The organism is Actinomyces timonensis DSM 23838 (assembly GCF_000295095.1).
GTDB lineage: Bacteria > Actinomycetota > Actinomycetes > Actinomycetales > Actinomycetaceae > Actinomyces > Actinomyces timonensis.
Map to the genome: position 1 here is coordinate 645943 of NZ_JH806633.1, position 12713 is coordinate 658655.

Annotated in this window: 11 protein-coding genes; all 11 read right to left on the reverse strand. The window is 70.6% G+C overall.

The window, feature by feature from the left end:
* Positions 1-8: 8 nt before the first annotated feature.
* On the reverse strand, positions 9-3344 hold the full coding sequence (gene carB, locus A1QA_RS0109285) for a carbamoyl-phosphate synthase large subunit (RefSeq protein WP_017178637.1): 3336 nt from the start codon (positions 3342-3344) through the stop codon (positions 9-11).
* A gap of 1 nt (position 3345) precedes the next feature.
* On the reverse strand, positions 3346-4662 hold the full coding sequence (gene carA, locus A1QA_RS0109290) for a glutamine-hydrolyzing carbamoyl-phosphate synthase small subunit (RefSeq protein WP_017178638.1): 1317 nt from the start codon (positions 4660-4662) through the stop codon (positions 3346-3348).
* A 156-nt stretch (positions 4663-4818) separates the two neighbouring features.
* Positions 4819-6123 (reverse strand): dihydroorotase, encoded by a 1305-nt coding sequence (locus A1QA_RS0109295; protein ID WP_017178639.1) that lies wholly within the window; start codon positions 6121-6123, stop codon positions 4819-4821.
* Positions 6120-7124: an aspartate carbamoyltransferase catalytic subunit gene (locus A1QA_RS0109300; protein ID WP_017178640.1), complete on the reverse strand. Its 1005-nt coding sequence runs from the start codon at positions 7122-7124 to the stop codon at positions 6120-6122. The genes A1QA_RS0109295 and A1QA_RS0109300 overlap by 4 nt, the downstream gene beginning before the upstream one ends.
* On the reverse strand, positions 7121-7756 hold the full coding sequence (pyrR, locus tag A1QA_RS0109305) for a bifunctional pyr operon transcriptional regulator/uracil phosphoribosyltransferase PyrR (protein WP_017178641.1): 636 nt from the start codon (positions 7754-7756) through the stop codon (positions 7121-7123). Before pyrR ends, A1QA_RS0109300 begins: the two co-directional genes overlap by 4 nt.
* A 582-nt stretch (positions 7757-8338) precedes the next feature.
* The gene (locus tag A1QA_RS0109310; RefSeq protein ID WP_017178642.1) at positions 8339-9205 is read right to left on the reverse strand and encodes an SDR family oxidoreductase; all 867 of its coding nucleotides are present in this window, start codon (positions 9203-9205) and stop codon (positions 8339-8341) included.
* Between the two features lie 128 nt (positions 9206-9333).
* Positions 9334-10038, reverse strand: coding sequence for a 4'-phosphopantetheinyl transferase family protein (locus A1QA_RS16700; RefSeq protein ID WP_051000626.1), 705 nt, complete (start codon positions 10036-10038; stop codon positions 9334-9336).
* Positions 10035-10880, reverse strand: a complete 846-nt coding sequence (locus tag A1QA_RS16805; protein WP_017178644.1) for a metallophosphoesterase family protein — start codon at positions 10878-10880, stop codon at positions 10035-10037. Before A1QA_RS16805 ends, A1QA_RS16700 begins: the two co-directional genes overlap by 4 nt.
* Before the next feature lie 64 nt (positions 10881-10944).
* Complete coding sequence (gene fabG, locus A1QA_RS0109325) at positions 10945-11670, reverse strand: 3-oxoacyl-ACP reductase FabG (RefSeq protein WP_043508389.1); 726 nt, start codon at positions 11668-11670, stop codon at positions 10945-10947.
* Positions 11667-11915 carry a phosphopantetheine-binding protein gene (locus tag A1QA_RS0109330; protein ID WP_017178646.1) on the reverse strand — a complete coding sequence of 83 codons (249 nt, stop codon included), beginning with the start codon at positions 11913-11915 and terminating at the stop codon, positions 11667-11669. The genes fabG and A1QA_RS0109330 overlap by 4 nt, the downstream gene beginning before the upstream one ends.
* 35 nt (positions 11916-11950) lie before the next feature.
* Positions 11951-12712 (reverse strand): polyketide synthase, encoded by a 762-nt coding sequence (locus A1QA_RS0109335; RefSeq protein ID WP_017178647.1) that lies wholly within the window; start codon positions 12710-12712, stop codon positions 11951-11953.
* Between the last annotated feature and the right edge of the window lies 1 nt (position 12713).

A 12713-nucleotide genomic window follows, 5' to 3' on the forward strand; every position in this document is an offset into this window, starting at 1 on the left:
GTGACTCCTCAGTACTCATCGTGCGGGGCAGGGGCGCCGGCGGGGATCGGGGCGTGCATCTCCTGGAGGCTGCGCACCCAGAAGGCGCCGCGAAGCTGCGCCTCGAGCGCCTGGACGGCGGCCTGCAGCTGGTGGACGGTGGTGATGATCGGCTTGTCCGCGCTGGTGGTGGCCTCGCGGATCGCGTAGCCGTCGGCGCGGGCGCCCTGCCCCTGGGGGACGTTGACGACCATGTCGATGGCGCCGGACTCGATGAGGCCGACGATCGTGTCCTCCCCGTGCTCGCCGACGCCCTCGCTGAGCTTGCGCACGGGCGTGGCGCTGATCCCGTTGCGGCGCAGCACCTGGGCGGTGCCGCTCGTGGCGTAGACCTGGAAGCCGAGCTCGGCGAGCCTGGCCACGGGCAGGATCATGGCCCTCTTGTCCCGGTCGGCCACGGAGACGAACAGCGCGCCCTGACTGGGCAGGCCCCCGTAGGCGGCCGTCTGGGACTTGGCGAAGGCCTTGGGGAAGTCGACGTCGCAGCCCATGACCTCGCCGGTCGAGCGCATCTCGGGGCCGAGGATCGGGTCGACGACGCGCCCCGAGCGCGTGCGGAAGCGCTTGAAGGGCAGCACGGCCTCCTTGACGGCGATGACGCTGGGGATGCCGGGCGTGGAGGCGTCCTTCGCGGGCAGCGCCCCGCGCTCGCGCAGTTGGGCGATCGACTCCCCCGCCATGAGCAGGGCGGCGGCCTTGGCCAGGGCGACGCCGGTGGCCTTGGAGACGAAGGGCACGGTGCGCGAGGCCCTCGGGTTGGCCTCGATGACGTAGAGCGTGCCGCTCATGAGGGCGAACTGGATGTTGATGAGCCCGCGCACGCCCACGCCGTCGGCGATGGCCTCGGTGGCGGCGCGGATGCGGGCGATCTCAGCGTCGGACAGGGTCATCGGGGGCAGCACGCAGGAGGAGTCGCCGGAGTGGATGCCGGCCTCCTCGATGTGCTCCATGACGCCGCCGAGGAACAGCTCCTCGCCGTCGTAGAGGGCGTCGACGTCGATCTCGATGGCGTCGTCGAGGAAGCGGTCCACGAGCAGGGGCCCGGCGGCGAAGACGGCCTCGGCTCCCCCGGCCTCCGCGGCGGCGCGGGCGAGGTAGTCGACCAGTCCGGAGCGCTCGTAGATGATCTCCATGCCGCGCCCGCCGAGCACGTAGCTGGGGCGCACGAGCACCGGGTAGCCGATCTCCTCGGCCACCGCCAGCGCGCGCTCCCCCGAGCGGGCGGTGCCGTGGGCGGGGGCGGCCAGGCCGGCGCGCTCGAGCACCCCGCCGAAGACCTGGCGGTCCTCCGCGGCGTCGATCGCCTCGGGGCTCGTGCCCAGGATTGGGACTCCCGCGGCCTTGAGCCGGGCGGCCAGCGCCAGGGGCGTCTGCCCGCCGAGCTGGACGATGACGCCGGCCACGGGGCCCGCGGCGAGCTCGGCCTCGTAGACCTCGATCACGTCCTCGAAGGTGAGCGGCTCGAAGTAGAGGCGGTCGGAGATGTCGTAGTCGGTGGAGACCGTCTCGGGGTTGCAGTTGACCATGATGGTCTCGTAGCGCTCTGCGAGCGCCATGGTGGCGTGGACGCAGGAGTAGTCGAACTCGATGCCCTGCCCGATGCGGTTGGGCCCCGAGCCCAAAATGATGACGGCCTCGCGCTCGCGCGGCGCCACCTCCGTGGACGCCTCGTAGCTGGAGTAGAGGTAGGGGGTGTTGGCGGCGAACTCGGCGGCGCAGGTGTCCACGGTCTTGTAGACGGGCCGCAGGCCGTAGGCGTGGCGGATCTCGCGCACCGTCTCCTCGCCCAGGCCCCGTAGCACGGCGATCTGGTGGTCGGACAGTCCGTGGCGCTTGGCCTCGCCCAGCAGCTCGGGGGTGAGGGCCGAGGCCTGGCGGACCGATACGGCGATCTCCTCCAGCAGCATCATCTGGTCGAGGAACCAGGGGTCGATGCCGGTGGCCTCGTGGAGGGCCTCGATGGTGGCGCCGCCGCGGATGGCCTGCTGGAGCTGGATGAGCCGGCCCTCGGTGGGGGTGCGGATCGCCTCCAGGAGCGCGGCGGTGGCCTCGGCGTCGGGGACGGGGCCGTCCCAGTGGAAGACGGATCCGCGCTTGTCGATCGAGCGCATGGCCTTGAGCAGTGCCTCGGTGAAGCAGCGCCCGATCGCCATGGCCTCGCCGACCGACTTCATGGTGGTGGTGAGGGTCGGGTCGGCGCCCCGGAACTTCTCGAAGGCGAAGCGCGGCACCTTGACGACGACGTAGTCGATGGCCGGCTCGAAGGAGGCGGGCGTCGAGCCGGTGATGTCGTTGGGGATCTCGTCGAGGGTGTAGCCGACGGCGAGGCGGGCGGCGATCTTGGCGATCGGGAAGCCGGTGGCCTTGGAGGCCAGGGCGGAGGACCGCGAGACGCGGGGGTTCATCTCGATGACGATGACGCGGCCGGTGGCGGGGTCGACGGCGAACTGGATGTTGCACCCGCCGGTGTCCACGCCGACCTCCCGGATGACGGCGATGCCGATGTCGCGCAGGCGCTGGAGCTCGCGGTCGGTGAGGGTGAGGGCCGGGGCGACGGTGATGGAGTCGCCGGTGTGGACGCCCACGGGGTCGACGTTCTCGATGGAGCACACGACGACGACGTTGTCCGCCGTGTCGCGCATGAGCTCGAGCTCGTACTCCTTCCAGCCCAGGATGGACTCCTCCAGGAGCACCTCGGTGGTGCGCGAGGCGGCAAGGCCGGCGCCGGCGATGCGCTCGAGGTCCTCGGCGTTGTGGGCGAAGCCCGAGCCGAGCCCGCCCATGGTGAAGGAGGGGCGCACGACGACGGGGTACCCGCCCAGGGCCTCCACCCCGGCGTGGCACTCCTGGATCGTGTGGGCGATGACGCTGCGCGCGACCTCGGCCCCGCAGCGCTCGACGACGCTCTTGAAGGCGTCTCGGTCCTCACCGGCGTTGATGGCCTCGGCGCTGGCGCCGATGAGCTCGACGCCGTACTCGGCCAGGACGCCGGCCTCGACGAGCGCCATGGCGGCGTTGAGGGCGGTCTGCCCGCCGAGCGTGGGCAGCAGGGCGTCGGGGCGCTCCCGGGCGATGATGGTGGTCAGGGCCTCGGTGGTGATGGGCTCGATGTAGGTGGCGTCGGCCATCTCCGGGTCGGTCATGATGGTGGCCGGGTTGGAGTTGACCAGGATGACCCTGATCCCCTCGGCGCGCAGGACCCGGCAGGCCTGGGTTCCGGAGTAGTCGAACTCGCAGGCCTGGCCGATGACGATGGGGCCGGATCCGATGACGAGCACGGAGCGGATGTCGTCGCGCAGTGGCATCTCAGGCCTCCTTGGCAGTGGTGTCGGGATGGGCGGGGGCGCCGGCTCCGGTCTGCGGGGCGCCGGGCGCGCTCTGGGCGCCGCGCCGGTCACGCATGAGGCGGATGAAGCGGTCGAAGAGGTGCTCGCCGTCGTGGGGGCCGGCGGCCGCCTCGGGGTGGTACTGGACGGAGAAGGCGGGGATGTCGAGGGCTCGCAGGCCCTCGACGACGCCGTCGTTGAGCCCCACGTGGCTGACCTCGACGCGCCCGTAGCGCCCGGAGTCGAAGGGCGCGGTGGTCGGGGCGCCCGTGGGGGCGTCGACGGCGAAGCCGTGGTTGTGGGAGGTGATCTCGACTCGTTCGGTGGCACGGTCGAGGACGGGCTGGTTGATGCCGCGGTGCCCGTAGTCGAGCTTGTAGGTGCCGTAGCCCAGGGCGCGGCCGAGCAGTTGGTTGCCCAGGCAGATCCCGAAGAAGGGGATGCCGGCGTCCAGAACGCCTCGCAGGAGGTCGATCTCGGCGGTGGCGGTCGCGGGGTCGCCGGGGCCGTTGGAGAAGAAGACGCCGTCGGGGCCCAGGGCGAGGACCTCGGCCAGGGTGGTGCTCTGCGGCAGGACGTGGACGCGGGCGCCGCGCTCGGCGAGCTGGGCCGGCGTGCGGCTCTTGATCCCCAGGTCGATGGCGGCGACGACCGCGACGGGCTCGCGCCCGGCGAAGGCCCCGCTGGGCTCGACGACGTAGCCGCTGGCAGTGGTCACCTCCCCGGCGAGGGCCTGGCCGGCCATGGCGGGGCTGGAGCGGACGATGTCGAGGCAGATCTCGATGGCGGCGGCCGAGCCGGGCCCCTCGTGGGCGGCGCCGACTGGGAGGGCCTCGCCGGAGAAGATGCCGGCGCGCATGGCGCCGCGCTCACGCAGATGGCGGGTGAGCGCCCGCGTGTCGACGTGGCACAGCCCCACGACGCCCGCGTCGATGAGCGCGTCCTCCAACTCGCCGGTGGAGCGCCAGCTCGAGGCCCGCCTGGCGGGGTCGCGGACGATGAAGCCAGCGGCCCAGATGCGTGAGGACTCGGCGTCGGCGCCGTTGATGCCCGTGTTGCCGATATGCGGCGCGGTCATCGTGATGATCTGGCGGTGGTAGGAGGGGTCGGTGAGGGTCTCCTGGTAGCCGGTCATGCCGGTGTTGAAGACGATCTCGCCGAGGGCGCGGCCTTGGGCGCCGTAGGCGCGCCCGCGCAGGACGTAGCCGTCCTCCAGGACGAGGATCGCGGGTGGCCTGGCAGTGGTGGGCGTGTGGCCGGGGGCTGTGACAGGCCCGGCGCTTCCGTTGGTTGGCATATGCGGCTCCTGAGGAGTGAGTGGTGGAGCGGGTGGGAGGGGCGCAGGGCCCAGGGAGCGTCCGGGGTACGGGGATGGATGGGCTCGGCGGGCGGGTGGGCGCGCCGAGCCGGCGGGCAGCGCCAAGGGGCGCCGCCCGCCAGGAGGGCCGATGGCTCAGGCGGCCTCGACGGGCTTCCCGTCCAGGACCGTGGGGCGGCCGTGGAGGAAGGTGGCCATGACCTGGCCGGGCAGCTCCATGCCCGCGTAGGGGCTGTTGGAGGAGCGGGTCCACTGGGCGGCGGGGTCGACGACGCGCTTGACCGCCGGATCGACGAGGCACAGGTTGGCGGGAGCGCCGGCCTCGAGGCCCTGGCCCTGGTCCTCGGCGCGGCCGATGAGGGCCGGCGTGGTGGACAGGACGCGGGCGACGTCGCGCCAGGTCATGCGGCCGGGCTCGACCATCGTGGCGATGATGATCGGCAGGGCCGTCTCCAGGCCCGTCATGCCGAAGGCGCCGGCGGCCCACTCGCAGTCCTTGTCCTCCACCGGGTGGGGGGCGTGGTCGGTGCCGACGACGTCGATGGTGCCGTCGGCCAGCGCCTCGCGCACGGCCTCGACGTCCTCGGCGGTGCGCAGCGGCGGGTTGACCTTGTACAACGGCGAGTAGGTGCGCGCCTTCTCATCGGTGAGCATGAGGTGGTGCGGCGTGACCTCGGCGGTGACGTTGATTCCCCGGGCCTTGGCCCAGCGGATGATGTCGACGCTGCCCGCGGTGGACAGGTGGCACACGTGCAGGCGCGAGCCGACGTGCTCGGCCAGGAGCACGTCGCGGGCGATGATCGACTCCTCGGCGACGGCGGGCCAGCCGCGCAGGCCGAGCTCGGCGGACAGGGCGCCCTCGTGCATCTGGGAGCCCTCGGTGAGGCGGGGGTCCTGGGAGTGCTGGGCGATGACGCCGTCGAAGGCCTTGACGTACTCCAGGGCGCGGCGCATGAGGACGGGATCGGACACGCACTTGCCGTCGTCGGAGAAGACGCGCACCCGGGCCTCGGAGGCCGCCATGGCGCCCATCTCGGACAGGTGCTTGCCCTGGAGGCCCTCGGAGACGGCGCCCACGGGGTGGACGTCGACCCAGCCGGCCTCGCGGCCGAGGCGCAGGACCTGCTCGACGACTCCGGCGTTGTCCTGCACGGGGTTGGTGTTGGCCATGGCGAACACGGCCGTGTACCCGCCGACGGCGGCGGCGCGGGTTCCGGTGAAGACGGTCTCGGCGTCCTCGCCGCCGGGCTCGCGCAGGTGCGTGTGGATGTCGACCAGGCCCGGCAGGGCGACGAGGCCGGTGGCGTCGTGGCGGGTGGCGCCGGCGGGCGCCTGGGCGGCGGCGTCGGGGCCGATCGCGGCGATGGCGCCGTCGATGATGAGGATGTCGGCGGTGTCCTCGCCATAGGGGCGGGCACCGGTGATGAGGTGGGCGGTCACAGCTGGTTCCCTTCGTCGGCGAGGAGGAGGTAGAGGGCGGCCATGCGCACGGAGACCCCGTTGCCGACCTGCTCGATGACGCGCGAGCGCGGGTCGTCCGCGGCCTCGGCGGTGATCTCCAGGCCGCGGTTCATGGGCCCGGGGTGCATGACAATGGCGTGCTCGGGCATGGCGGCCCGGCGGATGGCGTCCAGCCCGTAGGCGCGCGAGTACTCGGCGGGGCTCGGGAAGTAGCCGCCGCCGGCGGCGCTCATGCGCTCGCGCTGGACGCGCAGCATCATGACGGCGTCGGGCTCGACGGAGGCGATGGCGTCGTCGAAGTCGTAGGAGACCTCGCAGCGCCAGTCCTCCATGCCCACGGGCAGGAGGGTCGGCGGGGCGACGAGGGTGACGGAGGCGCCCAGGTGCGTGAGCATGTCCACGTTGGAGCGGGCCACGCGCGAGTGCAGGACGTCGCCGACGATGATGACGCGGGCGCCGTCCAGGTCGCGGCCCTGGGGGGCCGGCGAGCCGTCGGCGGCGCGCTCGGCGCCGCTGGCGGGCCCGCCGGGGGCGTACCAGCGGCGCAGGGTCATGGCGTCGAGGAGCGACTGGGTGGGGTGCTGGTGGGTGCCGTCGCCCGCGTTGAGGACGGGGACGTTGATCCAGCCGGCGTGGGCCAGGAGGTGGGCGGCGCCCGAGGCGCTGTGGCGCACCACGACGGCGTCCGCGCCCATGGCCATGATCGTCTGGGCGGTGTCCTTGAGGGACTCGCCCTTGGACAGGGAGGAGCCCTTGGCGGAGAAGTTGATGACGTCGGCGCTCAGGCGCTTGGCAGCCGCCTCGAAGGAGAGGCGCGTGCGCGTGGAGTCCTCGAAGAAGAGGTTGACGACGGTCTTGCCGCGCAGGGTGGGCAGCTTCTTGACGGCGTGCTTCTGGGTGGCGGCCATCGCCTCGGCGGTGTCGAGGACCATGACGGTGTCGTCGTGGTCCAGGTCCTTGGCGCTCAAAAGGTGCTTCATCGGGTGGCCTCCTCGCTGGCCGGGATGGTCTCGATCGTGACGGCGTCCGCAGTGGCGCCCAGCTCGGTGAGCGCGACGACGACCTTCTCGGACCGGGAGGTGGGCAGGTTCTTCCCGACGTAGTCGGCGCGGATGGGCAGCTCGCGGTGGCCCCGGTCCACGAGGACGGCCAGCTGCACGGAGGAGGGGCGGCCGATGGCGCCGATGGCGTCCAGGGCGGCGCGGATGGTGCGGCCCGAGTAGAGGACGTCGTCGACGAGGATGACGGTGCGCCCATCGATGCCCCCGGCGGGGATGGTGGTGGGCCTTGGGACGCGGATGGGGTGGCGGCCCAGGTCATCGCGGTACATCGTGATGTCGAGGGTGCCGACCTCGATCATGGGGTCGCCGTTGGCGGCTGAGTCGATCGCGGTGCTCGTGGAGGCGGCGACGGCGAGGGCCTCGGCCAGCCGGTGCGCGAGGGGCACTCCCCCACTGGGAATGCCCAGGAGGACCACGTCCTCCAATCCGCGGTTGCGCTCGATCACCTCGTGCGCGATGCGCAGGAGGGAGCGCGCGATCTCGGCATCGCCGAGGATCTTCTTCCCGCTCGTGGGTGCGCCAGCAGTGGCGCCTGACAGATTCGTGGCCATGAAGGCCCCCTTCCCCGCCTCACTGGACGGACTTAAAGGATGTCTGGCGCCTCAGAGGTTAGCGCGCCGTCGGCGGCGGGGCTGGCCCTGACCGCATCATGGGAGCGTGGTGCTGGTCACGTGGAAGCATGACTGGCGGGAACCGCGCCGGTGGGGGCGGGTCCGTGGGCAGGCGCTGCCAGGGACGGGTGGCGAGCGTGGCGACGGTGAGCGCGATGCCGCCGAACCACGCGATCCCGAATGCCGTGGTCCACACGGCAGGTTCGGCGGCCCCGCGCACTCCTGCCTTGAGAACACTGCCAGCGCCCCAGGCGCATAAGGGGCTCTTCCGGTTTGCAGCGCCATCATCAACGCGATGGGTGCCGACCCGCAGAGGATGCCTGTGAGGACGATCAGCCACGCGGTCGCGACCCGCATCCTGCGCGGCTCCTTGGGCGGGCGCGCTGGACGAACTGAGGCTGTCGCCTGGGGACCGCGGGCGGAGGGATTGGTGCTGGCGGTCATGTGTGGAGCCTATGCCTTGCGGGGCGCTCGGCTATCGCCGCAGGACTGGGCAGCGCTCCCCCGTGCCAGTTCCGGCGGTCAATCGCGCTGGGCGCGGGCGGCCAGCAGGTCGGCCAGGGACACCGGGGCCCGGCCGATGAGGGCGCGCACATCGTCGGTGACGACGTCGAGCGCGCCGGAGGCGATGGAGGTGTACGTGCTCACCCAGCCGTCGACCTCCCAATTCGGAGCGCCGTAGGACTCGCGGCTGGCGTAGGCCTCCTCGATGGTCTCCGCGCGGTAGACGGTGGGGCTGCCGTGCTCGGTGAGGATCTGCGCGATCTCGGCCATGGAGAGGCTGGCCGGGCCGGTGAGCCGGTAGGTGGCGCCCTCGTGCGACGATCCCGGGCGGCTTCCGGCGCCCGCGAGGTCGAGGAGCACCGCGCCGGCGCTCCGGCCCACATCCGCCCTGGCGACGGCGCCCACGCGCCCCTGCCCCGCCGGCCCCGCGATGACGCCGTCGACGGCGAACTCAGGGAAGTCGTCGGCGTAGAAGGAGTCCTGCAGGAAGGTCCAGCCCATGCCGGAGGCGGCCAGGGCCTGCTCGGTGGCCCAGTGGGTGCGCGCGTAGGTGAAGACGGCGTCGGGCGCGGCCGACAGGAACGAGGTGTAGACGACGTGCTTCACCCCGGCCTCGCGCGCGGCCTCGATGAACGACAGGTGCTGCTCGAGCCGGTCCCAGGACTCGTGCGCCGAGACCATGAGGACGACGTCGATCCCCTCCAGCGCCGCCCGGCAGGCCTCCCGATCGCCATAGGGCGCGACGGCGACGTCGCCCGCCCACGAGGGGGCGCGGGAGGGGTCCCGCACGAGGAGGCGGGCGGGGACGCCCTCGGTGTGGAGGATGCCGGCGGCCATGCCGCCGACGTGGCCGGTCGCGCCGGTGACAGCGATGCGGGTGCTCATGCGATCAGCCTAAACGAGCCCGTCAACGGGACCGGGGCGGGGTGGTGCGGTGAGCGCGGGGAGTCCGGTGAGGTCGACGACGTGGCCGAGCGGGCGGCCGAGGGCGCCTCCTCCTCGTGCCCCAGAATCTAGGCGGTCCCAGAGCTATGAGATGCCTCAGTGCCCTCAGCCGCGAGGAGCACGATCGAGGTCATCAGGTGATTGGCATCGCAGCTCCACCTGCCTGCCAGCTCCCAGGTCTCCCTCCCCGAGCCCAGAACGAGGGGCCTGGCCAGGGCCGCGCGGAAGCCTCCCGAGGGGTCGATGACGACGTCGGCCTCCTCGAAGCCGAGCCACTGGCGCGCCAGGGGGAACCACGCCTTGTACACACTCTCTTTGGCACTGAACAGGAGCCTGTCCCAGGCGGTGCCAGGACGGCTAGCCAGGAGCAGCCGGAGCCGCTCGGCCTCAGCCTCCGAGGCGACAGCCCCCAGCACCCCCGCGGGCATCCTCTCGTTGGGCTCGGCGTCGATCCCTACCGCGCACACGTCACTGGCCAGCGCGACAGCCGCGGCCCGGTAGCCGGCGCAGTGGGTCATGCTTCCCACCACCCCATCTGGCCAGGTCGGTGAGCCCGCCTCGCCCGGGACCATGGGGGGCCGGCCGAGCCCCAGTTCTCCCAGCGCCTCGCGCGCGCAGCGCCGAACCGTGGTGAACTCACGCCGCCGTTTCACCACCGCCCGAGAGATGTGAGCAGCCTCCTCGGGATACAACGGCTCAGGATCATGATCATGACGACGCTCGCTAACCCGGACACACCGCGGCACCAACTCCCTCAAGGACGCACCACTCATGAGCCGCACCTGACGCGCCGCAGCCCCGGCCTCCGGGAACGCCCACTCCACTCCCGGGGGTAGCCCAACGAGACCTCCTCATAACGCACCCCGTCGACCACACTGGAACTCGGCATGTGCAGGTGCCCATAGACCACAGTGTCAATCGGGTAGCGCAGGTGCCATCGCTCAGTCAGGCGCGTACCGCACCACAACGGGAGATGGGGCGAGAACATACGAGCGGTCGGCTCGGCCCTCAGAGGATAGTGGTTGACCACCATAACCGGCTCACCACGCGGCAGCGCCGCCAGACGACCCTCAGTCACCCGCACCCGCTCCCGGCACCACTCAGCCCGACTCGCATAAGGGTCAGGATGCAGCACCACCTCGTCAGTCAGCATGTGCCCAGCCGCGACAGCACGCTCATAGGCCTCCTGGGAGGACAACCACGACGGGTGGAACGAGTAGTCATACAACAGAAAAGTAGGCACCACATGACTCACACGCCCCCACGGACCCCTCCAGACAGGAAACGGATCCTCCGGCGTCACGACACCAATCTCCCGACAGCACCTGACCAGCTCCTCATACTTGGCCTGCCCCCGCAGACCGCCCCGATCCCTCGGAAGAGTCCACAGCTCATGGTTGCCGGGCACCCACACCACCCGCGCGAACCTGGCCGCCAGCGCCTCCAGCACCGAGACGACCTCGTCAACACGTTGACCAACATCCCCAGGCACCACGAGCCAGTCCTCCGGATGCTCCGGCACCAATGACGCCACAACCTCCTGATTAGCCTCATAATGCACATGCAGGTCACTCAACGCAAGCACATGAGGATGCAGACACGAGACGCACGACATAAACAACTCCTAACCCAGAACGCCCACCCACACAGGAACATAGGATCGTCCGCCCATCACAGCCTCAGGCCGCCAGCCCACCATCCACACGAATCACCGTCCCAGTGACGTAAGTACTGTCAGGACCAGCCAGAAACGCGACGACGCTGGCAACCTCTTCAGGCAGCGCCGCCCTGCGCATGGGGATCTGAGACAGAGCGTCGTCAGAGATCGAGTCGTGCGCCATCTCCGTGCGGACCAGGCCAGGCGCAACAGCGTTGCAGCGCACGCCTCGCTCTGCGAGCTCCCTGGCCACCGACTTGGTCAGGCCGATCATCCCGGACTTGGCCGCAGCGTAGTTGGACTGGCCCACCGTACCAGTCAGCCCTGACACAGACGCCACGTTGATAATGGAGCCGTGACGCTGGCGCAGGAAGCCGAAGTAGCACTCGCGCGTCAGGAGGAAGGCTCCACGGAGGCTGACAGCCACGACCCGGTCGAAGTCCTCATCGCTGATCATGGCAGTTACGTTGTCCCGGATGACACCAGCGTTGTTCACCAGGACCTGGGGGTAGCCCAGCTCGTCGATAATCTCCTTGACCGTGGTGCGGACCTGGGAGGAGTCACTCACATCGCACTGATAGCCGACTGCCCGGCCGCCAGCCGCCCGGACCGCGGCACAGGCGTCATCGGTGGTCGACACTGCCGAGGAGCACAGCACCGCGACATCGTGGCCGTCCCGCCCCAGGCGCTCGACCACGGCGCGACCGATACCGCGCGAGCCTCCGGTCACAACAGCCACCGGCCTCATTCCTGGCCCGCCTTCTGCTCGAGGACGTCAGCCAGCTCCCCGAGGTTCTGGGCGTCAGCAAAGCTGACCAACGCGGTCCACACACCCAGCTCCTCCATGGCATCGGTGATGATGTCGGCACGATCAACAGAGTTGGCTCCCAGGTCTCTGAGGCTATCGGCCCGAGTCACAACCTGGTCCTCAGGCAGCCCGAGAATCTCCCGGGCAGAGGCGACGAGAGCCTCGAAGGCGGTATCCGTGGTCATTGTTCTTCCTTTCTCTCGAGAAGTGTTCCTGGGGATCAGCCGTCATACAGGGTCGCTAGGCGCTCAGCGACCTCAGGCCGGTGAATGGTGCGCTCGTGCATAACGAGCTCGATCTCAATCTGCGAGGCGAGCCGCGCCCGCAGGTCGGCGACGAGGGCATCCTTCAGGATGATCAGCGAGTGACGGGGGCGCTCGGCGTACACACGCGCCAGTTGCAGCGCCTCATCCACCACGTCGCTCCGTGTCACCACAGGGTACGGAACACCGCGCCGCCCGAGCTCGACACCACGGTAGGTCTTGGCGCTGAGCAGCATCTCATTGCCCAGCACCTGCCCCAGCCGGGCTGGAAAGACCAACGTGGAGCCGAACCCTGGGGTGAAGCCGTACTTCATGAAAGTCGCCCCATAGACGCCCTCGGCCGCCAGGACGGCAGAGTCCGCGAACAGTCCCAGCGACAGTCCCCCGCCGATAGCGTGGCCCTGCATCGCCGCGATCACAGGCACCGGGCAGGACAACGGGAGCGAGTACACCGCCGCCCCGGAGTTCTCACCCAAAAAAGTGGAACGACCGGCATGCAGGTCAATCAGCGATTCCCGGGTTCCTCCGCAGCAGAAGTAGGGGCCCACCCCCGTCAGCACGACCGCGCGCACCGACTCATCCTCCTCCACGGCCGCGAAACGCTCCTGCAGCTGTCGCAGCAGACTGGCAGTGAATGTGTTCCCGCCCTCCTGGTCGCACATCTGGATGAGGGCGATCCCGTCATATGGGTGATTCAGTGTGACGACGTCCCCGCTCATC